Below are 24,521 nucleotides of genomic sequence, written 5' to 3'. Positions count from 1 at the left end.
AGAAATTTTGAGAATTACCGCTTACGCGTTAGAGTTTTGTGTTGTTAAGAATAGAAAATACAATCAAATTTTGGTCGGAAAAATGCTCTGAATTTGAGCCTGCCCCTGTCTTTGGTGTAGCGCCGCCATATTAGCCTTATAGGCTAATATGGAATATACCCCTAAAACTACCCCCAAAGTTGTTGGTATGTCTATGGCTTTTAGTGAACGTCCCAGAACTACTAACCACCACAAAAGCGAAGTCCCATAAGGCTTTTTGGGCTTTATGGGACTTCGCTAATCTTTAAAATGGTGCCGAGAGAGGGAATTGAACCTCCGACACGAGGATTTTCAGTCCTCTGCTCTACCTACTGAGCTATCTCGGCGTGAGAAGATTTAATAAACAGGTTCGAAAAAAAAAGCAAGTCTTTTTTTAAAAAAAATAATAATAATTTATAAAAAAACAGTCATATATCACACAGCATGTCATAACTATATGTTTTAATTTACTTTATGCTAAAAAAATATTTTTTTTGTTTTCTAAGGCGTTAAAAACAAAGCAGTTTATTTAAAACAAAAAATTCTATTTTTTTATCACCAATCTTAAAAAATTAACGATTAAACATCAGATTTAATGAAATAAAACAGAAAGATAAGATAACGCAGTAAACGTAATCACAATCGCTAAAGCCCATTTTAAAAGTTTAGCCGGAACATGTTTTTGCATTCTCGCACCGCAATACATACCACACATCCCGCCAACTCCAAGTAAAATTCCCAAAGCAAAGTCTGGCGAAACTGATAAATTGGGATAATAAGGGGCAATCAGCATGTAAAAACCAACTCCGGCAAAAGAGGTTATAAAAGTACCCATCAAAGTAGCACCGGCAATCGTGTAAATTGGCAAACCGAAAAAAGAAACAAGAAATGGAGCCATAATCGCCCCACCACCAATTCCATAAGTTCCACCAACCATGCCAACAACAAAACAAAGGAAGAAAACACCCTTTGTAGAAAAACTAAAACGCTCGCCATAAAATTCATATTCTATTTTTGAAAGCCCTTTACTAATTACTGTAACAACTTGTAAAGAAGAAACATCTTGATTTTGAGCTGTTTCCTTAAAGTTTTTAACCAAATTGCGAAAGGCTTCTTCGGCTTTGACCTGACCTGCTTTTTGAGGGCGTAACAAATCAAGCACCAAACGTCCCCCTATATATAAGAGTACAAAACCCGCAAAAGGTTTAAAGCTAGCCGCATCAGGCAACCATTTTATACGAATAATCGCCCCGAGCAATACTCCGGGCAAAGTTCCGATCACCACGATCCAAGTTAAAGGCCAAACCATGCGTTTTTCTTGAATAAAACGTATAACACCACTAGGAATAGCCACAACATTGTATAAATGGTTTGTAGCACTCACAGAAGGATTAATATATCCCAAAAAAGACATTTGAAAAGGTAAAAGTAAAAAAGCCCCGGAAATGCCTCCCATTGACATAAAAAAAGACACGACGAAAGCAACAACAAAAGGAATAAAAGGGTTAACCTCAATACCGGCAGTAGGAAAAAACATTAAACTATCCTCGCTTATTGGTTTTACTTTATTATGAAACTATAGAAAATATCTTTAAAATGAATTCAGGCAGGCAAACATTAGCAAAAGTACGAATATAGCCTTAGTTTGAGGATAATTCTTTTTTTATAATGCTGTCAATATTAAAGCATGTATTTCATGAGAAAAAAATCACAATATTCAAAATATCCAATAATTTCGCATAGAGTAAAATTTTTTATCACATACACACAAAGTAAATATTGACCATAAGCTATATTTTTTATAAAATAAAGAATAGTTACTATTAATAATTTATAAAATATTTCATCGATAAAATTAACATCAAAACTTTAGGTTTAAGGATTCACCATGGATACCCTCACAGTCAAATTGTTACCTTATGCCGCTCCTTTTCCGGGCATTGAAAGCCTATGGGAAGCAGTTGGAATTTTAACATTTACAGTACATTTAATCTTAATCAATATATTAGTTGGGTGTTTATGTATTGTTTTCTTAAACAGTTTTAGCTTTAATAAGTTACAGAAACAACAAGCCCCCCAGCTTGCAACACAAAAAACAATATTGGAAGGTATGGAATACCTCCCCAAAACTTTGGCTTTAGCTGTAAACTTTGGTGTTCCACCCCTTTTGTTTGTTCAACTTGTTTACGGGCAATTCACTTATCCCGCTGCTATTATTCAAGGTTTTTGGTGGCTCGGAATTATGCTTTTGGTTATGATTGCCTATTACGGGCTTTATCTTTTTAACTCTCAAGAATCACTATTACGTCGCCAAGTTATCCTCATTATTTCTATTTCTTTTTTGTTTTTGACCTTACTAATACAAAGTTCAAATGCAGTAATTTCTCAAGATCCAAACTCTTGGCTTAACTGGTTGGCTATTGGGAAAAGCACTCTTTTTTTAACAGAAATCAAGCATCTTATACCAAGAACCTTACATACAATTATCTCAAGCCTGGCAATCGGCGGACTAGCACTTGCCACTTATTCAGAATTAAGAAAACGCCAAGGGATTGCAAACCAAGAAGCTTTGATCAACAATGGATTAAACTGGTTTAAACACGCTACTTTATTGCAATTTATTATTGGAACTTGGTATTTTTTATCCTTAACCGAAACTCAACAAACCTTGCTCCTTGCTTCTCCTTTAATGCATATTCTTTTTACTTTAATATTGATACTAACCTTTGCCTCCCTCTATTTTGCTCAAAAAAAACAAGCTATTAAAACTGTCTTTTGTACTATTCTAACAATAGGCTTAATGGTCAGTATAAGGGCATTTTTAAAACGCATGACTATATTATCATTCGAAAGTATACGCCCTGAAGTGGTCAGCCCACAATTCAGTATTTTGTTAACATTTTTAGTAAGTCTTTTATTTACCGCCATTATCGTCTACTTTGTTTTAAAAATAGCCTATAAAACTAACCAACAAGCTTAAAAGATATTTCCGCTAAATAAAATATATTAATGCAAGCTTTAAATCTATTGAGGAACAAATAATATGAATTATCCTGTCTGGAATATGCCTTTAATTAACGGTGGCTTATTAATCGCCATTATAGCTGTGTTACATATTTTCATCGCGCAACTGGCTGTTGGTGGCGGTTTTTTTCTAGTAATGACCGAGGCTAAAGGACACAAAGAACAGTCAAAAGAAATATTAAAATGGGTCAAAGGACATACAAAATTTTTCATCTTATTAACCATGGTTTTTGGCGGACTTTCCGGCGTAGGGATTTGGTTCGTTACTGCCTTAGTGTCTCCAACGGCGGTTTCTTTTCTGGTGCGAAATTTTGCTTATGCTTGGGCAAGCGAATGGGCGTTTTTCTTAGGAGAAATCATCGCCCTGCTCGTTTATTCCGCAACTTTTCAAGCCTGTATCGACGGTAAACTCAGCCCTCAAAAACATATGTTTACTGGCTGGATTTACGCACTTTTTGCCTTTTTGTCTCTATTTGCAATTAACGGAATCGTCAGCTTTATGCTTACCCCCGGAGACTGGCAAAATATTAATGATTTTTGGATAGGTATTTTTAACCCTAGCTTTTTCCCCGCTTTATTTTATCGTACGGCAAACTCTCTATTACTCGCCGGAGTTTTTGGTTTAATAACTGCTCTTTACATTAAAGATGAAAAAACCAGAGAATCAATGTTGCGTTGGTGTGCTTTATGGGTTTGTGTTCCATTTTTTGTTATGTTTGCTTCTGCCTTTTGGTATGCGACCACCCTACCCGGTTTTGAAGGCGGCTTTACCTTACCAGCTTCTTTATTAAGACGCACAACAGACGTAAGACCGTTTTTAAATATTTTTATCTTTGTTACTCCTTTATTGCTTTTAGTTGGTCTAGCTATATTTTTATTTTTAGCAAAAGCCCCAAAACTTGTACGACTACCCCTTGTTATTCTTATTATGTTAATATCATTAGTACAAATGGGATCTTTTGAATGGCTACGAGAAACAACTCGCCGCCCTTATGTTATTTATGGCTTAATTTATTCTAATGATATTCCGGTTTCGGAAGCAAAACGCATGAACGAACAAGGGGCTTTAAGTGCATGGGCAAACGCTCCGAACCTTGATACCAATGAAGGAAAAATTAAAGCCGGACACTTTTTATTCACCCAACAATGTGCTAATTGCCACGGTTTCGGCGGACCAATGATAAATATAGCTCCAAGGGTCGCAGGAAGAGGAGTTATGGGAATAGAAGCCCAATTAATTGGACAAGGTAAACTTCTTACTTACATGCCGCCTTTTTTAGGAACAGACCAAGAACGCCACACCCTTGCATTTTATTTACATCACTTATTCCCAAACAAACAACAATAAGGTTGCAAACATGAAAAAAGCTTCAAATAATATATATATACTATGGCTGATAGCAGTTGCTTTAACCATCGCCTTTTTGGGTTTAAGCTTTTGGTCTCCGACTTCAAATATACCACAAGTTACCGAAACCAAAGAACAACCTCTTGATTTTATTCTCGTAAAACAAACAAATTCAACCCAACCCATAAAAGGTTTAGCTCCTTTTAACTCCGAAACCGACGAATATGTTTTAAGCGTTTGGAGTAAACAAGGAATGGCTCAAATTCTTGATCCAAGTCCTGAGTGGAGTTTACTGCCTCCCGGTTCAGTTTTAGAAGCACAGCTATTTAAACGAGGTCCGGAACTTGGCGTTGTAACAGAAAATGTAACTATTTCTTATAGTTTTGATACTGAGCTTAATGGCGGAACCTTAGTAAACGCTCAAGGTAAGCCTCTTGAAATAAAAGGAATTTTTAAATTACAAAAAGACAGTAAGTTTAATCAAAGTGTGTTTGCTACCGAAGAAATAATTGCCCTACCTTACATTAATACAAATAATGAAAAAAACTTTGAAGCTTATCCAATGGTAAAAATAGAAGCCAAAGATCAAGACGGAAAACTCTTGGCTCAAACTGTTGTTGCCCTGCCTTTAACCACTGAAATCGGCTGTAAAAATTGCCACACCGGAGATTGGCGAGTCGCCGGTCAAGCAGGTATAGATAAGTCTACATCAAACGATATTCTCACAGTACATGATCGTATCAACAAAACAACTTTGGTTGCTCAAGCAAGGGCAGGCAACAAAATAGACTGTAAAAGTTGTCATAATGAAACACATAAAACAGGCTTAAACCTTTCAGCCGCTATTCACGGTTGGCACGCCGTATACATGACAAACAAAAAGGAAGATGCCTGTTATGCTTGTCACCCTGGAGCAAAAGATAGCAGATCAAACTTTGCTTTTGATACTCATGCCGTTCAAAATATTAATTGTATTAATTGCCACGGTTACATGGAAGACCACGCTTTAAGTTTATTGAAACAAGAAGCTGATCAAGGTAAAACAGTTGCTCAAAAAATAGCTAACCAAATTGCACCACGAAGCGTAGACAATATTGAAAAAATTCTTCCTAGAAAAGCTTGGGTTAACTTACCTTCTTGTGCGTCTTGCCATGATCATTCCGAAAGACCAAACAGTAATACGGCATCATCTTTTAATAAATGGACAAAAGACGAAGAAGAACTCTTTTCAAACAGTAGTGATGAAATGGGTATAGTGCGTTGTTCCGCCTGTCATGGTTCTCCACACGCTATTTATCCGATGATGACGGTTAATAAAGTCGTGGCTGTTAACGGAACGCCGGCATATCACTCTATCGAACAAAACACAAGAGCCAACTCAATTCCTTTGCAATACCAAAATCTTGCAAAACCTTTAGGAGCAAAAAACAATTGTGCCGTATGTCATAACAGCGAAATGGAAATGTCAGCACATCACCCGCTAATTGAGGATTAAAAGATAATACTTTAGGGCAATCAAAAGTAAATCTTCGACTTGATCAAAGTGATGAAATGGGTATAGTGCGTTGTTCCGCCTGTCATGGTTCTCCACACGCTATTTATCCGATGATGACGGTTAATAAAGTCGTGGCTGTTAACGGAACGCCGGCATATCACTCTATCGAACAAAACACAAGAGCCAACTCAATTCCTTTGCAATACCAAAATCTTGCAAAACCTTTAGGAGCAAAAAACAATTGTGCCGTGTGTCATAACAGTGAAATGGAAATGTCCGCACATCACCCACTAATCGAGGATTAAAAGATAATATTTTAGGGCAATCAAAAGTAAATTTTCGACTTGATCAAAATAAGGACTGTATATGTGGATAAAATTAAACTCTGCTCTTCTCTGTGCTATTTTTATGTGTATATTTTGCTTAGAAGCTAATGCCATGAGTATAAACAGAAAAACGCTTACTACAGAAGATATAAATGCTAACCCAAAAATTCTTAATGGGTTACACTTAAAGCAAAGCGAGGTTGTTTTTATGTCGCAGTTCAAAGATTTACTTGATGGTGGAATAGAGTTTAGACTCGAAGATACACCCACCTTAACCCCTTTTGATATTGTAAAAATAGAAAAAATGATTCAGGCTCCCCTGCCAGAGCAGTATAGAGACTACCTTTTGCACGCTAATGGTAGGAACGTAAATAAACACATGACGGAATGTGATGATTCATACTGCTTTAAGGTCTTTTGGCCTACCAACAATGGTGTTTTCCCTGACGAAGAGTACCGCTTGTTTAATAACTTTTTTAGTTATGATGAACATGCCGAATTCCCCACGGAAACCTTGCAGTATAACTTGGAAACATGGAAGGAGCATCTTCCTAAGGAAACATTACCCATTGGGCGTGGTCCGGGAGGAAACTATATTCTGATTGGTTTTGGTGAGGAAAATAAGGGCAAGATTTATTACTGGTGCATAAAAAGCGTTAACATAATGGAACAGGACGATGACACGGTTGCCAAAGCTTACTTGGGCTTTATAGCTAACAGTTTTGTAGAATTTATTGATGGATTTGTTTTGTGTGATACTGTGGATTATTAATGAACGTATTAGCACCCAAAATATACAAAAAATTATTGAAAAAACGCCAGTAAATCCTCATACAAAAGATCTTGGTTTACAATATAGCTGTCATGGCTATGACCTTGCATAATCATAAGCTTTGAACCTTTTAAGGCATGATTAAGTTCTCTAAATAATTCGGGACGATATAAGTCATTTTCAGCCGCAATAATCAGACTTGGAACTTTAATCTTTTTAAGGTCTGTCAACTCGATATTCGGTTGTTCCAACATAAGTTTAAAAAGCGGGTCTTGCGTCTGTTCATAAGTTTCTTTTAAAAACTGATAACTCTCATCAGTAAAATCAGATGGCTTTAAATTTACGCCTAAAAGAGCCATCTTTTCAACTAAGCCTGAATCTTTCATGGCAAGCAACAAACTTATTATTCCACCATCGCTAAAACCAACGATATTGACAGGGGCGATTTTTAAAGCGTGAATAAAAGCACCAAGGTCTTCTGCCATGACCTCATAATCATAGTTAGTTGTCTTTGTACTTTCACCGTGATTCCTACTATCTATCGCATAAACGGTAAAATTATTTTCTAATTTTTCTGAAATTTTATCAAAAATATGATGATCCTCACCATTGCCATGTAAAAGGATCAACGCTTTACCTTGTCCTGATTTTTTATAAAACAACTCTACACCCTTTGCTTGAACCTTCACTCTAACACCACCTTATTATTTGAATTTTTTTCTTATATCACAAATAAAACAATAATAAAAATAATTTTTTTCATCTTGACTTTTAGGTTGTGAAATAATACACATGAACTTCACGCAAAACTAAAAATCTATTCAATATGGTTGCATATTATTTAATATTCAAGTATTGATGCTTGCGATTTATAAGGGGCTAGAATTAAACAGTTTTTATTTGCAAACAAGTAAAAATATAGTGAATAAAATAAAAACTTTTAAAACAGTTACTATAGGAAATATCTAGTTTTTAGAAATTTCCGTGTGGCACAGGACGTGCCGCTATTTTCAAATCATGCAAGGCATTGAAAATGTAAGACGAAGCCAAATTTATTGTGGCGAGTCTTCTCTAAAAACTGTCAGGACGGCTGTTTTTAGAGGTATACTATAGTTAATACAGGAAGTGTTATGGTTCATATCAACAACTCTCTCAACTCTACTTTTTTTATCGTTTTGGGTCTTTTTATCTTAGGATTTAGTGTTTTTAAATTATTTCAAAACATTAACAATGCCAAGTATCAGTTTAAATGGACAAGTTGTATTGATGTTTCAACTTTTTTCTTTGGCTTGGGGCTAGGAGGCTTAGGCGGATTTTCCGGTGCATTTTTATGCGTCTTATATATCGGCGTTGCTCGCCTGCTCGCTTATTTAAGCCTCAACCAAGTTTGTGCCTATGCAAGAACAAAAAACATCAACGAACTTTCTGGTATATCAAACTCCCGCCCTCTTTCAGCTCTTTTATTCGCTTTCTCTATGTTTGCGGCAATCGGCATCAGCCCGTTCTTAACCCCTGATGCAAAACCTTTAATTATGTATGCGGTTTTTGAAACCAATCAACCCATGTTGAGCTTGATTCTAGTAATTTCAAACATTATCTCAGCAATAGCTACCGTGCGTCTTGTTCAACCTATTTGGCTTGGGCTTGGAACTTTTGCGGAAGAAAAACAAAGTTTTGGATCCGGAAACAATCTATTAACGGGAATATTAAGTATTGCCCTGATTTTAATGGGTATATTCGGACACAGCCTTGTCAATATGGCTGTAAGTTTTAGTGGATATTCTCTTGAAAGCTTGCCTCATATTTCCGTTGAGTGGAATTTTGGAACTTTGCTTTTGTTTGTTAGTGCTTTTGCCTTATTTTTCTTACGCAAATTCAATAGATTATATGCTTATGCCGCAGGTGGAGGCATTCTTGCCTTAACACTCGTCTGTGCCTTGACAGTTCAATACGGTCATCCGCTTTCAAGGTTATTTGCCTGTATTATAAGCGGAATAGGACTTTTAGTTTGGTCATATTCTTATGGTTATTTTGCTGAGAGTAAAAAAGGATTTGGTTCTGCTATTAAAGAATCAAAATATACGTTTTTCTTTTTTATCTTATTTGGCTCATTATTTGGTCTGGCAACAACCTCGCACAGTTTAAGTTTTTTTGTGTTTTGGGAGCTAATGACCCTTTCTTCTTACGTTTTGATCGCTTATCAAGGAACAGAAGCCGCCGATAAAGCCGCAAAACTATATTTCATTATGTGTACTGCTGCCGCTACGTTTTTACTACCTGTTTTACTTTATCTTTCTCAAACAACAGGTTCGTTTAACTGGGCGGAAATAAACGCAAGTATTGGCACAATTTCTGGTTTTGCACTCTCAATTTCTGCTTTCAGTGCTTTAATTGCTTTTGGTGTTAAAGCCGGTTTAATGCCGGGTCATGCTTGGTTGCCGGTTGCACACCCGGCCGCCCCTTCTTCTATTTCAGCCCCGCTTTCCGGTGTTTTAACCAAAGCAGGAATTTTTGGAATAGTATTGCTTATCTTCTTGGTTATGGGAGCTGCCAACACATGGCAGGGAGAAAGCTCAAACATCAGCACATTTATTTTCTCTCTTTTAACCCTAGTCGGTGCAACCACGATGGCATACGGCGAATTTATGGCATTAAAACAAGAGGATATAAAGCGTCTGTTTGCTTACTCAACAATGGGACAAATCGGGGAAATTACTTTAACCTTGAGTGTCTGTTCTCTTCTTGCCACAACCGGTGCCTTGTTTCATGTTTTAAATCATGCAATCATGAAAGATTTACTGTTTTTAGGTTCAGGAGCTTTGATTTTAAGAGCCGGCGGACAAAAACTAAGTGATTTTAAAGGGCTTGGTCGAGTAATGCCGTTTACCGTAACCTGTATGGTAATCGGTTTGCTCAGTATTATGGGCTTACCGCCTTTTGCCGGATTTATGAGTAAATATCTGATGATTATGGCTCTTTCTGAAAAAAGTATGTTTTTAGCCGCATTAATGCTTATGGCAAGCCTTGCCGGCTGTGTATACTATATGCGAATTATCAGGGTTTTGGTCTTTGAACCTTGCAACAGACAAGATATTACGGAAGTTTCTCTCGCAATACGCATTCCTTTAGGCATTTTGGCAGGTTTATGTATTTTACTTGGCTTGTTCCCTAACTTAGGACTAAGCCTCATCTTACCAATCGTACAAACAACCTTGAACGGAGCGGAACTAAGTTTAGCCTCTCTTCCGCCTCTACTTAAAACAAGTTGGTCAATACCTTCTTTAATCTTGCTTTTAGGCGGCGTAGCTATCTGTATTAAGCGTCCACTCCCTATATTATCGGGGAAATATACAACTTTGATTTTATTGGCAACCTCCGCCTGTGTTCTGTTGTTTGGACGTTCTCTTGATACTTTATCTTTTATTTTTGCTCTTATTATTCCTTTAGTTGGTGCTATTAATATGCACTATGCCACTGACTATATGCTTCACAGCCACAGTCAATGGCGTTTTTACGGTTTCTTTTTATTCATGTGTGCCGGTTTAGTCGGCGTTGCCCTTAGTTCAGACCTCTTTAACTTCTTCTTTTTCTGGGAAATAATGAGTTCTTGGAGTTTATACTTCGTTATAGTGCATGAAGAAAATGAAGCGGCCCTACGTGAAGGGTTTAAATATTTCTTCTTTAACGTACTCGGAGCAAGCTTTATCTTTTTAGCAATAGCTTTTCTCTCTGTTACTGTTGGAACAGTAGAGTTTTCTCAGCTTCCTACAGCTTTGGCAAAAAGTGGATTGTCAAACGCAACCATCACGGGCATCGTTACTTTATTGGCTATAGGTTTTATCATGAAAGCCGCCCAACTACCTTTTAGAATTGACATTCAGATGCACCCCGCTACTGCTCCTACGCCTGTTTCCGGCTATATCTCGTCAGTTTTATTAAAAAGTGCTTTATTTGGGCTTATAAAACTCTTCCTTGCTATGGGCGGTGTTGTGTTTTTTACAAGCATGATCAGCCGTGAAGTTTTAATGGAAGCCGTTCTTTGGATAGGCGGAATTACTATTGTGATGGCGGCGGCTTATGCTGTTGTTCAAACAGATATAAAAAGAATGTTGATTTATTCAACGGTTAGCCAGCTTGGTTATATGGTTCTTGCCTTGGCTCTTTGCACCCCTCTGGGCGTAGCCGGCGGTCTTTTACACCTTTTAAACCACGTCTTGTTTAAAAACTTACTCTTCTTGGTCGCAGGAGCCTTAATCTTGCAAACGGGAAAACACAGCTTAAACGAAATTGGCGGGCTTGGCAGGCAAATGCCAAAAACCTTTGCTCTTTTTGCGATTGGTGCGTTTTGCGTTATCGGAATACCTCCAAGTAACGGTTTTACGTCTAAGTGGATTATCTATCACGCTTTGATGGAACAAGGCTATGTACTCTTGGCTATTTTGTCTTTAGTTGGAAGCGTTATAACTTTGGCATATTTTGCCAAGTTTATGCATACCGCATTTTTAGGACAAAGTGTCAAAGCAGAAAAAGACATTATAGTTACAGACCCGCCAAAAGGTATGATTTTATCCATGAATATCTTAGCTGTTGGCTGTATAATAACCAGTATATTTCCCGGAATATTCTTAGCACCGATCAATATGGTTTTAGAAGGTTTCAACCTTCAAACGCTTGATATTGCACTCTGGGGTATAAGCTCAGGGAGTGGTGCATGGAATGCCACAATAACAGCTGTTTTATTCTTTGTTGTATTTTTTGGTGCACGCTATTTACTCTTAAGTTTAAGCACAAAGCAACGCATCACAGACATTCACACCTGTGGTATTCCTCCCGAAGAACTTAATCTTCAAGAAAATGCACAAAGTCTTTATAGCGGTCCTATTTCAATAATCACAACAATTAAACAACAAATAGCTAAATATTTTAAACAATAAACAAGTTATAGTTTTTTTATAACAACATAGTTTCGGAGTATATATGAATGAGTTTCCGTCTTTATTACTACAAATAATAACAGGATTATTTCATCTGATAATTTTTCCCGGTGGAATATTTGCCCTGTTTGTCGGTTTATACTTCAAAGGAATTGACCGAAAAATAGAGGCTCGTTTACAACGTCGAGTTGGACCGCCTTTAAGTCAACCTTTTTATGATTTTGCCAAGCTTTGCACCAAAGAAACAATTATTCCGGCTACTGCCAACCCGACTGTCTTTTTTATAGCTCCGATTATCGGACTAACGGGAATGGCGGTTTGTGCGGCGTTATTACCTATTCCCGGCGCGTATAACGGAATGGAATATATGGGTGATATGTTAGTATTCTTTTATCTGTTGCCACTTCCCGCAATCGCCTTAATGATTGCAGGTTCAGCATCAAGCTCACCTTTCGGTGCAATTGGTTTTTCACGAGAAATGAGCATTATGTTGGCTTATGAAGTTCCTTTATTAATCATTATCTTGGCTGTTGCCATGAAAGTAGGCGGAGACGGAACGGCAGAGTTTTCTCTGGCAAGAGTAATTGAATATCAAAAAGACAACGGTTCTTTTGGTTTATCTTTAAGCCTTTTCCCCGCATTCTTAGCATATTTGGCTTTTTTACCCGGTACTATGGGAGTAGCTCCTTTTGATATTCCCGAAGCAGAAACCGAAATTCTCGAAGGACCTCTTTTGGAATATTCCGGTCCTGCTTTAGGTTTTTTCAGTCTTACAAGTGCCTTAAAAATGTTTGTAGTCTTAGGTTTTGGCATTGTTATGTTTTTTCCCGGCACTATTTCAGACAGTATTGTAATAAATATATTATGGTTTTGCCTTAAAACCCTTGCACTTATGCTAATAGTTATTACTTTGGTCAAGTCGGCTACCGGTCGTTTTAGAATTGAACAAGCCCTTTCTTTTTATTTAAAAGTTCCAACCCTACTCGCACTGCTCAGTCTTTTTCTCGTTTGGTGCGGAATATAAGAGATTAACATGAATATATTAGACAAATTATCCGTTCGTTCCCCTTGGCTTTTTCGTATTAATGCCGGCTCATGCAACGGTTGCGACGTTGAACTTGCAACAACAGCCTGTATACCGCGTTATGATGTTGAACGTCTAGGTTGTAAATATTGTGGAAGTCCCAGACATGCTGATATTGTCTTAATAACCGGACCTCTTACTTTAAAAGTAAGGGATAAAGTTTTAAGAGTTTGGGAGGAAATTCCTGAACCTAAAGTAACTGTTGCCGTGGGAATTTGCCCTATCAGCGGTGGAGTTTTTGCCGGAGGACACTCTATTTGCGGACCTCTTGATCGCTATATTCCCATTGATGTAAATGTTAACGGTTGTCCCCCTCGCCCTCAGGCAATTATAGAAGGCGTTCTTTTAGCTAAAGCCGTCTGGTTAGCAAAGCTTGAAGGTAAAGCATTTATTCCACAAGGAGAACAACATGTTTAAATTTCTTAAGATATTAGGAAGAAACTTAAAGCAAGGTCCTTCAACTCAAATTTTCCCTTTAGGTGAAGCTCCGACTCCAAAACGCTTTAGAGGGCGTGTTGTTGTTGACCCGTCAAAGTGTGTCGGCTGTGGTATTTGTAAACACGTTTGTGCCGGAAGAGCGATTAATATAGAACCAGATAAAAACAAACAAGGTTATAGCTTTTCCGTTTGGCACAACACCTGTGCTTTATGTGGTATGTGTCGTCATTACTGCCCGACTAAGGCGATTACACTAAGCAATGATTGGCATAATGCCCACCTTCAAAGCAAAAAATATGATAATGCTGAACACCACTTTATCCCATATTCTCGTTGTCGCTCCTGCGATGCCCCTATGCGTAGATTGCCACCTGAATTGGTTTTAAAAATTTATACAGATAAATCTCTCGATATGATGCCCCTTTTAAGCCTCTGTCCTCAATGTAGACAAGTCGCAACGGCAGAGAGAGAAGCCCCTCAAGTAGAAACCACCACTCAAGAACCCCTTCTAAAAAAAGAGACTAATGATGAATAAAGAACAATTAGATGAAAAAATATTTGAATTGCTAAAAAAATATGCAAGTTGGACTAATGATGAAAAAGAAAATATTTTTGGTTGGCTTAATTTAGAGTCGCCTGACAAAATAGAACCCTTGGCTCAAATGTTAGCTAGTTGCTCCGCCAGACTTTGCACTATTACGGCTTATTCCGTAAAAAGAAACGACCAGAACAAAAGACTTGCGATTGCCTATCATTTTGTTGTTGGTAATTTTACTTTTACGGTTACCGCCCCTCTTTATTCTGATGATAACGCCGAAACTCTTCCCGTTCCTTCAATTACCCCTTGGTTTCAAAATGCTGATTGGAACGAAAGAGAGTTTAAAGAGATGTATAATATCAATATTATAAACCACCCAAACCCCAAACGTCTCTTTTTAGACGAACGTCTTGATGCCGGTATTATGGATCAACTCGTTCCGTTTTCTGCCTTATCAAACAGTGCAAACACAAAAGACCTGTGGGAAAAGATCATGAGTTCTAACGCCGCACAAAAAATGGCATACGAAAAAGCGATTGTTACAGCCGTCTTACCTCAAGTAATCGAACCAAAGTTTACTCCCGTCAAAAAAGATGCTTAATAAAACCAGTCAAAAAATTTAACCTTATTAAGGTAATTATATGGAAACAACAATTAAAGAATTTACCCTACCTATTGGTCCCGTGCATGTGGCATTGGAAGAACCCATGTATTTTCGCTTAACTACCGAAGGTGAACTTGTAAAAAAAGTAGAAATCACCTCAGGTCATGTCCATAGAGGAATGGAAGCTCTCGCCACCAAACGAAACTTTTTTCAAAATATCGTACTGACCGAACGAGTTTGTTCTTTATGTTCAAATTCTCACCCTTTAACTTATTGTATGGCTCTTGAGAACCTTGCTGAGATAAAAGTTCCTCAAAGGGCTCAATATTTAAGAGTTTATGCTGATGAAATAAAGCGTGTGGCTTCTCATCTTTTTAACGTTGCAATTTTAGCACATATAATCGGCTATAAATCTTTGTTTATGCACATGATGGAAGTGCGTGAAATCATGCAAGACGTTAAAGAAACAGTATACGGAAACAGAATGGATCTTGCGGCTAACTGTATCGGCGGAGTAAAATATGACGTTGATTCTTCACTTTTACAGTTTGTAAGCAAAAGCACTAACCAATTAAAAACTCATATTGCCGAACTTATTGAAATATATCAAAATGACTCTATGATACTAAAACGCACCAAAGGCGTAGGAAAAATTAACGCCGATGAAGTACGCCAATACGGACTTGTCGGACCGGTGGCAAGAGGAAGCGGAGTTTGTCTTGATGTACGCCGTGATACGCCCTATGCCGTTTATGACAAACTAAAGTTTAACGTAATCACAGAGACAGGTGGCGATGTACACGCAAGAGCAATGGTACGCCTGCGTGAAACATTAGAATCAATTCATATACTTGAACAAGTAACCGAACAAATGCCCGAAGGTTCATGCTTTGCAGAATTGCAAACCATTCCTGCTGGTCAGGCTGTTGCCAGAACAGAAGCCCCAAGAGGCGAATTGTTTTATTATATCAGAACAGACGAGTCTGATATTCCTACTCGTCTTAAATGGCGTGTTCCTTCTTACATGAACTGGGAAGCTCTAAAGGTAATGATGAAAGATTGTGCTTTAGCCGATATACCGTTAATCGTAAACAGTATTGACCCTTGTGTTTCGTGTACCGAAAGATAAAATATGCACGAACTGGCTATTGCAACCCCGCTTTTAAAAATTGTCTTGGAAGAATTAAATAAACATTCTGACAATCAAAACTTAGAAGTTAAAGAAATATATATCAATGTCGGAGTATTGGTAGACTTAGAAATAAAGACCTTAGAGGCATGTTTTAAACTCTTAGCTGAAAACACTAAGGCTCAAAATGCTCTGCTGACAATAGAAAAACAAGCCATGCACGGTTATTGTATGGAGTGTAAAAAAGAAGTAAAAACAATAAAACGTAGTTTTTCATGTCCGCTTTGTTCTAAAGACAAGGTAGAATGGAAAGGCGGAAGAGAACTATATATATCATCTATTACAGTAAAAACCTGTCAATAAGACTATAGCCCTGGCAAAGGACAAACTATGACGGAACAAACCCAAAACACACAGTATTCAGAAAAAACAACAACACACTCAAACGACCCGTTTGAGAATAATGACCTTGCCAATTATGTTATTTATGCCGACACCAATAAATGTCGTGGTTGTCATAAATGCGAAATTGCCTGTATTGCCTCTCATTATGACATGTCTATTAAAGAAGCCGTAAAACGCCGTAAAGACTTGCCGTCAAGAATTCATGTCATAAAATCGGGAACAACAAAACTCCCCATACAATGTCGCCAATGTGAAAACGCTCCTTGTGCAAAGGTTTGTCCAACTCACGCCCTCATACAAACCAATGGGGGAAAAGTGGTAATGCGTCCACAATTTTGTGCGGGTTGTGAAATTTGTATGATGGCGTGTCCTTATGGTGCGATTACACGTTCTTTTGTTAAACTTTCGGAAGAAGAACAAGCAAGACTTGCACACTCAGAACCAAGAGTCGTTGCCGTTCGCTGTGATCTTTGTCAAGAACTTAGCAAAAAAGAAAACAGAAATGTAAGTGCCTGTGTCGAAGCGTGTCCGGCAAAGGCTTTAACAAAAGTAACAATCCAAGAATACAGACTGTTAAAAGCTAAAAATGCCCCGCTTCCTTTAGCTGACGATTCTGCCGTTCATGAAACAGATATGCCTTAATAAAGATCATTGCAAGACTCTGTTTTGAATATTTTTTCAACGTCTTATGCTCTTAAACCGTATTAAATAAATCGCTTTTTTATATGCACCTGTAAAACTTGAAATAGCTTACAGGTGCATAACTGTTTCATTTTTCAGATTCTAAACTTTCATTCACAAAAATTAAACAGTATTCTTAATACAAAAAAAGGTCGGGATAAAACCGACCTTTAAAAAGATATTTTCATTTTAATTAAACTTGTGAATTTAACAATTCCATTTTACTTTCGTCATCTGAGTCATGTTTGTAATCAGACGGGGTGTTACTATCATTAATCATAAGTTGAATATTAGGAACAACGTCTTGTCTCGCTTCTTTATTGTCCAAATATCCGGAATCTTTAAGATCTCCGCCTCCAAAAGTTGGAACGGTTTCTGTTGTTAAAAGATTGTCAAATGAATTTTGTTCAAAACCAAAAGGTATCCAATCAGCTTTAGCTTCGCCAACAGAATATTGCACAACAGGAACATGCAAGTCGAAAGAATTAAAACGCCCGTCTGAATAAGGCACATATTTGGCGTATTCTGTTCTGTTAGAAAAAAGAGCAATAAAGTCATGTCCATTATTGCCGGGCAAAGCGATTACATCACCTTCAGGGCTGTACATCAAAGAAAGGGGTGCTGTTCCACCACTGATACCAAGATATGCACCTTTTGTATCGGCAAGCATAACAGACCATTCTTTACCATATGCAGTTTTTACGGAAAAATCTTGTGCAGCAACCACAGGCATGTGGTTGTTAAAAGGCAAATTAAAACCGGCTATCTCTAAAAAAGGAGACAATAACCAAGACAGCACAAAAAGGAAACAAAATAAACAAGCAAGAAACAGAGAAGAACACAGACCGGATATTTTACCGGACAAAAGATACGCTCGTCGCTTCATAATATGTTAATGCAACCTCATTATATAAAAAATAAAAGCCAATATTCATATTTTCAAAAAATTGAAACAACTGTCTCAATTGGGATTAATTTAATCTTTTATTAAAACAAGTCAAGTGATAAAAGCGTTTTTTCAAAGATTTTTTTCATATAAATTCAGCAGGTTGTAAGAAATTTTTTGTAAATAATCTAGACTTTTTCTAGAGTTTTTTAAATTCCTTATAAATATCTAAAGCATTAAAGCTACTTCTCACTAATGGAGCCGAAAAAACATAAGGAATTCCCAGTTGTTGCCCATACTTTGCGTAGCTGTCAAAAAGTTCAGGTTCTACATAACTCAAAACTTGCATATGCTTGCGTGTGGGTTGCATATACTGTCCAACAGTTACAATATCACACTCTACCCCTGCGAGGTCGGAAAGCAGGGTCTTGATTTCGTCTTCTGTTTCGCCAAGCCCCACCATAAAACCACTTTTACTAATAAATCCGGCTTGTTTCACTCTTCTTAAAAGTTCAAGACTCTGTTTATAATTCGCTTCGGGGCGTATTGTGTTGTAAAGATTCGGAGTTGTTTCAACATTATGATTAATAATATCAGGCTTGGCGTCCATCACCATTTTAAGGGCATGTTCACAGCCTTGGAAGTCAGGAATCAAAACCTCAATACTAATATCATCTATCATTTCACGCAGATAATAAATACTTTGTGCAAACTGACCTGCTCCGCCGTCTGGCAAATCATCTCGAGTAACCGAAGTCAAAACAACATGCTTTAAACCTAGTTCTTTAGCCGCTAAAGCTATGTTTTTAGGTTCATTTTGATCAGGAGAAACAACCTTGCCACTTTCAATATTACAAAACGCACAGTTGCGAGTGCAAATATTCCCCAAAAGTAAAAATGTTGCCGTCCCTGCGCTAAAACACTGGCACATATTCGGGCATTTTGCACTTTGGCAAACAGTATGTAACCCAAGCTTATCAACATTGTCTTTAGTTAAAACAAAACGCTCTTTATGCTCCCCGACTTTAGGCAGTTTAATACGCAACCAAGGGGGGATACGCAAGGCTTTTTGGGGTGTATTTTGATTCATTTATTTAATAGCCCACACATTATAATTTCAATTAATATTTAGAAATTGTTAAACTTAAACGCAATATATATTATCTTCGATTTTCTCTGGGGATATCCATCGCCAAACGAACTGTACCCAATGGAGGACCTTGTTCTATCCAACGCATAGCTTCGTTAAGAAAACCCAGAGGTTCAGGAAAGATAATAGGTAATTCATCTAAGGCAGTTGGTGGATTTTGTAAACATACATCAATATACTCATTCCACCACCCGGAACCCGCAGGACGCTCAACCTTAGCAAAATCACTCTCGCTAAGATATGTTTTTCCCATTAAATAATACCCGTAAAGAGATATAACATTTGAATATCCGCCCGGTAGAGTTAACCAAGGAGTTTTGTGATAATTTTTCATTAAAACAGCCAAGTTACTGCTCATACCACTAGTATCCGCATCATATAAATTACACAAATAAGAAATAGCCGCATGTACCGACACACTACGTTTTCCCTTTAAAAATATTTGAGCATCTTTATAAGCTTTTTCTTTCCACTCATCATTGTCATGCAATATTCCGGCAACAAGGCTTTCAATACGATTTGTATCACGATGGCATTTCTTAATTAAACCAAGCTCTTTAGGATAAAAACACTTTGCCCAATCAGGACGCATTAAAGCAAAACAAGCAGACACCGCATCACCATAACCACCATGATCAATACCACTTCCAGAAGCATAACCGCCTCCGTGAATTAATTCATTGTGAATATTAGAAGCGTAATAATAACGAGTAAATAGACCTAAAAATCTATATATCTGATTAAAATCTCCACTTGTAAAAGCTTTTATTTCACCCAAAGTAATAAAAACATGATTCGTATATCCAAGGGCATGGGAAAGCATTACATCTTCAACGGTTCTTCCCTTACATTTCTTATAGCGTTCAGCCTGAAGATCTTGAGTCCATTGGTTATATTCATCAAGCAAATATGCAATAAGATCAGCCTCATCAAGCACACGCTTTTGTTCCTGTATAACTACCCCGTCTCGCTCAATCCTGTTTAAAACTTGACCACAAAAATTTTTGAAAATATCTGCATATTTTTTACCAAAACGCTTCATGTACTCGTCTTTAAACGCAATTGTTTTTTCCATAATCAATGCTCATATTATCTGGGTTAAAAGAACTCTATAATTGAGACTATTGCACAATAGGCTCAAAGTGGCTTTCGTCAGAAAGACACTCCAAAAACCACGAATAAGGAAAATTTAATTTTCCTGTAAAATGAGTGGGTTTTGTGACTTAAGACGTTTTATGCTATGTGCATACAGAGCATAAAACGATGACAAAAGTACGCAAAACAGAGTTTTGCAATGGGCTTATAATTAATAATATAAGCTTACTATATATCATATTTACCAGTCAAGTCTGTTGAATTTAACAAAAAACATGATCATAACTTGATATATTATTTTAATCCTGATAATCAACAAGGCGATACGCTTTTAGCTAAATAGATTTAACCCAACGGAACTTGTTATGAATATAGATAATTATACTTTTGAAGAATTTAAAGATTACGCCGCCCAATTTCATGGTTACCCCGCACCGGGCTTATTAATTGGCGGTTATATGGTCGCTATGGCAAAAAAAGCCCTGCCTGAGGGTGTACTTTTTGAAGCAGTTGTAGAAACAAAAAAATGTTTGCCTGATGCTGTCCAACTTCTTACGCTCTGTAGCGTCGGAAATAACTGGATGAAAGTAATAAATTTAGGCAGATACGCTTTATCTCTTTTTGATAAATATACAGGCGAAGGCTATAGAGTTTATGTTGATGTTGCTAAACTTGCGCCTTATCCTGAAATAAGTTCTTGGTTTTTAAAACAAAAAGCTAAAAAAGACCAAGATACTGAACAGCTCTTAAAAGAAATAAAAACCGCCGGAGACACAATTTGTAGTATTGCACCAATTCGTATAATTCCAAACTTATTGGGGCATTCTCACATGGGCACTATTGGTATTTGTCCGCAATGTAAAGAAGCCTTCCCTCAAGAAGACGGTGTTTTGTGTAGAGGTTGCCAAGGTGAAGCACCTTATACTTATCTGTGTAATGATACCGACAGAATCCTACCGCAAACAAAAATACTTAAAGCCGAAGATGCCATAGGCAAAAAAGCTTTACACGATATGACCCAAATTGTTCCCGGTAAAGAAAAAGGTCCTCTGTTTGTAGCGGGGCAAACACTTGAAGCCGGTGATGTCTGTCGTCTTCAACAAATCGGTCGTTTTTCTGTTGCAGTGGAAGATAACAATCCCAATGGTTTTATACATGAAAATGATGGCGTAAAAGCTTTTGCTAAACGCATGAGCGGAAATAATATCACTTTTGAATTGCCACCCAAAGAAGGTAAAATAAATTTTTCTGCCACAACACGAGGGTTACTCTGTGTAGATAAAAAACGACTAGAAGCCTTTAACATGCTCGAAGATGTCATGTGTGCGACTCGCCAAGATGCGACAATAGTAGAAGCCGGAAGTCAAATAGGCGGAACAAGAGTTATACCTTTATATATCGCTGATCATATTTTTGCCGAGGCGTTACAGCGTCTTTCTACTCCGTTATTTTCGGTTGCTCCGTTTCGTAAAGCTCGTGTGGGTATTTTGGTTACGGGAACAGAGGTATTTAAGGGGCTAATCACAGATAAGTTTATACCCATCATTAGCAAAAAAGTTGAACAATATGAATGTACTGTTGTAAAAACCGAGATAGCTCCCGACGATAAAAATCATATACAACAAAGTATTCAAGCAATAAAAGAAGCAGGGGCTGACTTATTAATCACTACGGGCGGTCTATCCGTTGATCCCGAAGACCTAACAAGACACGCTTTAACAGAAGCCGGTTTAACAGATGCACTGTATGGAGCGCCTGTCCTACCGGGAACAATGAGTTTAGTTGGGCGTATTTTATCTGAGAATATAAATACCCACCCTACTCAAACAAAAGCTGATGTTTCAACAATAAGACAACCGCAAAACGGCGAAATGCAAGTTATCGGAGTCCCGGCGTGTGCTTTATATTATAAAACAACGCTTTTTGATATCCTCTTATCTCGCCTGCTCGCAGGACGGATTATCACAAGACATGAGTTAGCCTCAATGGGAGAAGGAGGCTTTTGCATGAACTGTAAAATATGCACATGGCCTAAATGTTTTTTTGTGAAATAAATCTAACCAATTATAAATGGGCTACGATAACAATATCTAGCCCATTTGTTATTTATCTAAACTTAAAAAATTATTTATATCTAAAAAATATCCTTGACATATTTCAAGCAATGTTGAAATATTGAAATGAACAATTTATTTATGTTGCATTGATTTAAAGATTTTAATTATGCAGGGGAAAATTATGAATATTTTATTTTTGTGTACGGGTAATTCATGTCGCTCTATTTTAGCGGAAGGCATTTTTAATAAACTTGCCCCAAAGGGTTTTTCTGCCGAAAGTGCCGGAAGTAACCCCGCCGGCTACATTCACCCCAAGGCTTTGGAAGAATTAAAAAAGCATGGGATAAATACGGATAATTTTAAAAGTAAAAGTTGGGATTTTATCTCAAAAAAACCTGATATTCTAATAACTCTCTGTGATAGTGCAAATGGAGAAACTTGTCCTTTATTCTTAGGCGATGCTATTCGCACGCATTGGGGAATGCCTGATCCGGCATCTGTTACAGGCACTGAGGCTGAAATACAAAAAGCTTTTAATGATACTTTTGTACTTTTAGAAAAACGCATTCAAACTTTTTTTAACCTGTCATGTTTTAATCCTTCATGTGTTAATTTTTTAGGGGACAATATAAAAAACCAACCCGATCTGATTAAACAAGAACTTGATAAAATTGGACAACAATAATAATTAATAAGGAATAAATAAATGTCAGAAACAGACAAAAAAGAACCCGATTGTTGCACATCAAATAACAACAAGCAAGATACACAAAAAGAATCAGAAGTATCTTCTTGCCACTGTGCCTGCAACACAAAAAATAATACAAGCACTAAAAAACCTTTTAATACAAAAAAATATTTTCTAACACTTTTGGTTTTAGCCGTTATCTGGTATGCGATTTATTCAAACATTCTCCAATTTGCGAACTGGTTAACTCTAAGTGTTTTTAAACTTGTTCCCGATACTCATGCGGCTCAATCTCTTGAATTTTTTATTTATGATACCATAAAAATATTACTCTTGATCGTTGCTATGGTTTATGTTTTGGCATGGGTAAGGGTAAGCTTAAATGTAGAACGCGTTAGAGACTATTTATCAGGTAAAAGCCGTGTTGTCGGATATTTTTTAGGAGCTATGTTCGGAGCGGTTACCCCTTTTTGTTCATGTTCCAGTATTCCTCTTTTTATCGGCTTTACTACCGCTCGTATTCCAATCGGTATTACCATGAGCTTTTTAATTACCTCTCCGCTTGTTAACGAAGTTGCTGTGGTAATTCTTTGGGGTTTACTCGGTTGGAAGTTTACTCTTGTCTATGTTACAATAGGTATGACAGTCGGTATCATCGGTGGTTTTTTTATGGACGCTATAAAAGCCGAACGTTGGCTTCAACCTTTTTTGCGTGATCATATAAATAGCACTGACACCGCCAGCCATAACGGCACAAACTCACCCGTAAAAAAAATCAGTATTGCCGAACGTCATCTTTTTGCGTATTCCGAAACAAGAGATATTTTCAAACGTGTTTGGCGTTGGGTAATTATTGGGGTTGGGGTTGGAGCGATACTGCATGGTTATGTCCCTGAAAGTCTGATTGCGGAAACTATTGGACAAAAACAATGGTGGAGCGTTCCTTTATCTGTAATGGTTGGTATACCGCTTTATACAAATGTACACGGAATGATCCCCGTTATGGAAAGTATGTTGTTAAAAGGTGTCCCGATTGGCACCACCCTTGCTTTATCTATGAGTACTATCGCTGTCAGCTTGCCTGAAATTATTATGCTTAAACAAGTGATGCGTTGGAAACTACTCGCTATTTTTATTGGAATGATGTTGGTTATTTTTTCTATTGTAGGCTGGCTTTTTAATGCAATTGATTTTATAATACTATAAAATAATTACTCAACACTATGGAAACTTAGTCTCAAAGTGGCTTCCGTCAAAAACAGACTCTCAAAACACAAAAAGCTATAGGCTAGTTTTTCCTGTCAATAAACTTAGTGAGGGCTTTGATAATAATAACCTCGGAAACCAAAAATCAAAAACCGCAAAAATGAAATTAAATTACTTTGCAAAATCAATATGTTTTATTACGTACACAATTTATACCTTGCAACACATGGCATAAAACAATGAAAAATGAAAAAAAAGATATAGCCTTCTAATTATCTTAACTCAAAAAAAGGAAAAATTATGAACATCAAAGTATTGGGAATAGGTTGTCCTAAATGTCACGAAACCACAAACCTTGTAGAAAAAGTAGTAGCTGAGCTTGGTGTATCTGCAAGTGTAGAAAAAGTTACGGATCTTAAAGAAATGATGAAGCTTGGCGTTATGTCAACGCCTGCGATCGTCATTGACGGTGTTATTAAATGCACGGGGCGTATGCCAACGGCTGATGAAATTAAAAGTTGGCTTGTTTAATTGTTTAGTTGTTTAGTTGAATTAACAAAATAAGACCATTGCAAAACTCTGTTTTGCGTTCTTTTGTCATCGTTTTATGCTCTGCTTACACATCGCATAAAACGTCTTAAGT

Annotated in this window: 22 protein-coding genes and 1 tRNA gene; 17 read left to right on the top strand and 6 right to left on the bottom strand. The window is 37.2% G+C overall.

Annotated features, from left to right (window positions below; translation table 11 throughout):
• Window positions 1-289: 289 nt before the first annotated feature.
• A tRNA-Phe gene (locus tag BT999_RS02315) sits at window positions 290-365 on the bottom strand.
• Window positions 366-610: 245 nt separating this feature from the next.
• Window positions 611-1,555 carry a sulfite exporter TauE/SafE family protein gene (locus BT999_RS02310; RefSeq protein ID WP_072696057.1) on the bottom strand — a complete coding sequence of 315 codons (945 nt, stop codon included), beginning with the start codon at window positions 1,553-1,555 and terminating at the stop codon, window positions 611-613.
• Between the two features lie 351 nt (window positions 1,556-1,906).
• On the opposite strand from BT999_RS02310, the gene BT999_RS02305 reads away from it, so the two are divergent.
• From BT999_RS02305 to BT999_RS02285, 5 genes are all read left to right on the top strand, one after another.
• Window positions 1,907-2,998, top strand: a complete 1,092-nt coding sequence (locus BT999_RS02305; protein WP_072696056.1) for a hypothetical protein — start codon at window positions 1,907-1,909, stop codon at window positions 2,996-2,998.
• A gap of 63 nt (window positions 2,999-3,061) precedes the next feature.
• Entirely contained in the window at window positions 3,062-4,390 is a 1,329-nt protein-coding gene (locus BT999_RS02300; RefSeq protein ID WP_072696054.1) for a cytochrome ubiquinol oxidase subunit I, read from the top strand.
• Between the two features lie 10 nt (window positions 4,391-4,400).
• Window positions 4,401-5,885, top strand: coding sequence for a cytochrome c3 family protein (locus tag BT999_RS02295; RefSeq protein WP_072696052.1), 1,485 nt, complete (start codon window positions 4,401-4,403; stop codon window positions 5,883-5,885).
• Between the two features lie 56 nt (window positions 5,886-5,941).
• Entirely contained in the window at window positions 5,942-6,190 is a 249-nt protein-coding gene (locus BT999_RS02290) for a hypothetical protein (protein ID WP_072696050.1), read from the top strand.
• A gap of 133 nt (window positions 6,191-6,323) precedes the next feature.
• The gene (locus tag BT999_RS02285) at window positions 6,324-6,983 is read left to right on the top strand and encodes an SMI1/KNR4 family protein (protein ID WP_178139298.1); all 660 of its coding nucleotides are present in this window, start codon (window positions 6,324-6,326) and stop codon (window positions 6,981-6,983) included.
• 32 nt (window positions 6,984-7,015) lie between these two features.
• Here the strand turns inward: BT999_RS02285 and BT999_RS02280 are convergent, their stop codons facing one another.
• Entirely contained in the window at window positions 7,016-7,672 is a 657-nt protein-coding gene (locus BT999_RS02280; RefSeq protein WP_072696046.1) for an alpha/beta fold hydrolase, read from the bottom strand.
• A gap of 420 nt (window positions 7,673-8,092) precedes the next feature.
• Between BT999_RS02280 and BT999_RS02275 the strand changes: the two genes are divergently transcribed.
• Genes BT999_RS02275 through BT999_RS02240 form a run of 8 tightly spaced genes read left to right on the top strand, consistent with a single transcriptional unit; the run spans window position 8,093 to window position 16,757 of the window.
• Complete coding sequence (locus BT999_RS02275) at window positions 8,093-11,917, top strand: proton-conducting transporter transmembrane domain-containing protein (RefSeq protein ID WP_342741857.1); 3,825 nt, start codon at window positions 8,093-8,095, stop codon at window positions 11,915-11,917.
• Window positions 11,918-11,960: 43 nt separating this feature from the next.
• Window positions 11,961-12,941 (top strand): respiratory chain complex I subunit 1 family protein, encoded by a 981-nt coding sequence (locus tag BT999_RS02270; protein WP_072696042.1) that lies wholly within the window; start codon window positions 11,961-11,963, stop codon window positions 12,939-12,941.
• A gap of 9 nt (window positions 12,942-12,950) precedes the next feature.
• Complete coding sequence (locus BT999_RS02265; protein ID WP_072696040.1) at window positions 12,951-13,418, top strand: NADH-quinone oxidoreductase subunit B family protein; 468 nt, start codon at window positions 12,951-12,953, stop codon at window positions 13,416-13,418.
• Window positions 13,411-13,974: a 4Fe-4S dicluster domain-containing protein gene (locus tag BT999_RS02260; protein WP_072696038.1), complete on the top strand. Its 564-nt coding sequence runs from the start codon at window positions 13,411-13,413 to the stop codon at window positions 13,972-13,974. Before BT999_RS02265 ends, BT999_RS02260 begins: the two co-directional genes overlap by 8 nt.
• Entirely contained in the window at window positions 13,964-14,578 is a 615-nt protein-coding gene (locus BT999_RS02255; RefSeq protein ID WP_084650547.1) for an NADH-quinone oxidoreductase subunit C, read from the top strand. The genes BT999_RS02260 and BT999_RS02255 overlap by 11 nt, the downstream gene beginning before the upstream one ends.
• A gap of 40 nt (window positions 14,579-14,618) precedes the next feature.
• Window positions 14,619-15,710: a hydrogenase large subunit gene (locus BT999_RS02250; RefSeq protein ID WP_072696034.1), complete on the top strand. Its 1,092-nt coding sequence runs from the start codon at window positions 14,619-14,621 to the stop codon at window positions 15,708-15,710.
• A 3-nt stretch (window positions 15,711-15,713) separates the two neighbouring features.
• Window positions 15,714-16,073 (top strand): hydrogenase maturation nickel metallochaperone HypA, encoded by a 360-nt coding sequence (locus BT999_RS02245; protein ID WP_072696032.1) that lies wholly within the window; start codon window positions 15,714-15,716, stop codon window positions 16,071-16,073.
• A 27-nt stretch (window positions 16,074-16,100) separates the two neighbouring features.
• A complete protein-coding gene (locus BT999_RS02240) occupies window positions 16,101-16,757 on the top strand; it encodes a 4Fe-4S dicluster domain-containing protein (RefSeq protein ID WP_084650546.1) in 657 nt (218 codons plus the stop codon).
• Between the two features lie 232 nt (window positions 16,758-16,989).
• Here the strand turns inward: BT999_RS02240 and BT999_RS02235 are convergent, their stop codons facing one another.
• From BT999_RS02235 to BT999_RS02225, 3 genes are all read right to left on the bottom strand, one after another.
• On the bottom strand, window positions 16,990-17,661 hold the full coding sequence (locus BT999_RS02235) for a hypothetical protein (protein WP_143145475.1): 672 nt from the start codon (window positions 17,659-17,661) through the stop codon (window positions 16,990-16,992).
• Between the two features lie 220 nt (window positions 17,662-17,881).
• A complete protein-coding gene (lipA, locus tag BT999_RS02230) occupies window positions 17,882-18,772 on the bottom strand; it encodes a lipoyl synthase (protein ID WP_072696028.1) in 891 nt (296 codons plus the stop codon).
• A 70-nt stretch (window positions 18,773-18,842) separates the two neighbouring features.
• On the bottom strand, window positions 18,843-19,907 hold the full coding sequence (locus tag BT999_RS02225; protein ID WP_072696026.1) for a hypothetical protein: 1,065 nt from the start codon (window positions 19,905-19,907) through the stop codon (window positions 18,843-18,845).
• 385 nt (window positions 19,908-20,292) lie between these two features.
• On the opposite strand from BT999_RS02225, the gene BT999_RS02220 reads away from it, so the two are divergent.
• From BT999_RS02220 to BT999_RS02205, 4 genes are all read left to right on the top strand, one after another.
• A complete protein-coding gene (locus BT999_RS02220) occupies window positions 20,293-21,981 on the top strand; it encodes an FmdE family protein (protein ID WP_072696024.1) in 1,689 nt (562 codons plus the stop codon).
• Window positions 21,982-22,165: 184 nt separating this feature from the next.
• Window positions 22,166-22,669 carry an arsenate reductase ArsC gene (locus tag BT999_RS02215; RefSeq protein WP_072696022.1) on the top strand — a complete coding sequence of 168 codons (504 nt, stop codon included), beginning with the start codon at window positions 22,166-22,168 and terminating at the stop codon, window positions 22,667-22,669.
• A 21-nt stretch (window positions 22,670-22,690) separates the two neighbouring features.
• Entirely contained in the window at window positions 22,691-23,878 is a 1,188-nt protein-coding gene (locus BT999_RS02210; protein WP_084650545.1) for a permease, read from the top strand.
• Window positions 23,879-24,178: 300 nt separating this feature from the next.
• Entirely contained in the window at window positions 24,179-24,409 is a 231-nt protein-coding gene (locus tag BT999_RS02205; RefSeq protein ID WP_072696020.1) for a thioredoxin family protein, read from the top strand.
• Window positions 24,410-24,521 lie beyond the last annotated feature (112 nt).

Origin of the sequence: Desulfovibrio litoralis DSM 11393 (genome assembly GCF_900143255.1) — a bacterium.
Classification (GTDB): domain Bacteria; phylum Desulfobacterota; class Desulfovibrionia; order Desulfovibrionales; family Desulfovibrionaceae; genus Frigididesulfovibrio_A; species Frigididesulfovibrio_A litoralis.
This window is presented reverse-complemented; position numbering and strand designations above follow the sequence as displayed.

What these genes read in the sequence shown, in the direction of transcription:
- BT999_RS02310 (WP_072696057.1), bottom strand. Translation starts at nt 1,555, where the DNA reads ATGTTTTTTCCTACTGCCGGTATTGAGGTTAACCCTTTTATTCCTTTT.
- BT999_RS02305 (WP_072696056.1), top strand. Translation starts at nt 1,907, where the DNA reads ATGGATACCCTCACAGTCAAATTGTTACCTTATGCCGCTCCTTTTCCG.
- BT999_RS02300 (WP_072696054.1), top strand. Translation starts at nt 3,062, where the DNA reads ATGAATTATCCTGTCTGGAATATGCCTTTAATTAACGGTGGCTTATTA.
- BT999_RS02295 (WP_072696052.1), top strand. Translation starts at nt 4,401, where the DNA reads ATGAAAAAAGCTTCAAATAATATATATATACTATGGCTGATAGCAGTT.
- BT999_RS02290 (WP_072696050.1), top strand. Translation starts at nt 5,942, where the DNA reads ATGGGTATAGTGCGTTGTTCCGCCTGTCATGGTTCTCCACACGCTATT.
- BT999_RS02285 (WP_178139298.1), top strand. Translation starts at nt 6,324, where the DNA reads ATGAGTATAAACAGAAAAACGCTTACTACAGAAGATATAAATGCTAAC.
- BT999_RS02270 (WP_072696042.1), top strand. Translation starts at nt 11,961, where the DNA reads ATGAATGAGTTTCCGTCTTTATTACTACAAATAATAACAGGATTATTT.
- BT999_RS02265 (WP_072696040.1), top strand. Translation starts at nt 12,951, where the DNA reads ATGAATATATTAGACAAATTATCCGTTCGTTCCCCTTGGCTTTTTCGT.
- BT999_RS02260 (WP_072696038.1), top strand. Translation starts at nt 13,411, where the DNA reads ATGTTTAAATTTCTTAAGATATTAGGAAGAAACTTAAAGCAAGGTCCT.
- BT999_RS02255 (WP_084650547.1), top strand. Translation starts at nt 13,964, where the DNA reads ATGATGAATAAAGAACAATTAGATGAAAAAATATTTGAATTGCTAAAA.
- BT999_RS02250 (WP_072696034.1), top strand. Translation starts at nt 14,619, where the DNA reads ATGGAAACAACAATTAAAGAATTTACCCTACCTATTGGTCCCGTGCAT.
- BT999_RS02245 (WP_072696032.1), top strand. Translation starts at nt 15,714, where the DNA reads ATGCACGAACTGGCTATTGCAACCCCGCTTTTAAAAATTGTCTTGGAA.
- BT999_RS02240 (WP_084650546.1), top strand. Translation starts at nt 16,101, where the DNA reads ATGACGGAACAAACCCAAAACACACAGTATTCAGAAAAAACAACAACA.
- lipA (WP_072696028.1), bottom strand. Translation starts at nt 18,772, where the DNA reads ATGAATCAAAATACACCCCAAAAAGCCTTGCGTATCCCCCCTTGGTTG.
- BT999_RS02225 (WP_072696026.1), bottom strand. Translation starts at nt 19,907, where the DNA reads ATGGAAAAAACAATTGCGTTTAAAGACGAGTACATGAAGCGTTTTGGT.
- BT999_RS02220 (WP_072696024.1), top strand. Translation starts at nt 20,293, where the DNA reads ATGAATATAGATAATTATACTTTTGAAGAATTTAAAGATTACGCCGCC.
- BT999_RS02215 (WP_072696022.1), top strand. Translation starts at nt 22,166, where the DNA reads ATGAATATTTTATTTTTGTGTACGGGTAATTCATGTCGCTCTATTTTA.
- BT999_RS02210 (WP_084650545.1), top strand. Translation starts at nt 22,691, where the DNA reads ATGTCAGAAACAGACAAAAAAGAACCCGATTGTTGCACATCAAATAAC.
- BT999_RS02205 (WP_072696020.1), top strand. Translation starts at nt 24,179, where the DNA reads ATGAACATCAAAGTATTGGGAATAGGTTGTCCTAAATGTCACGAAACC.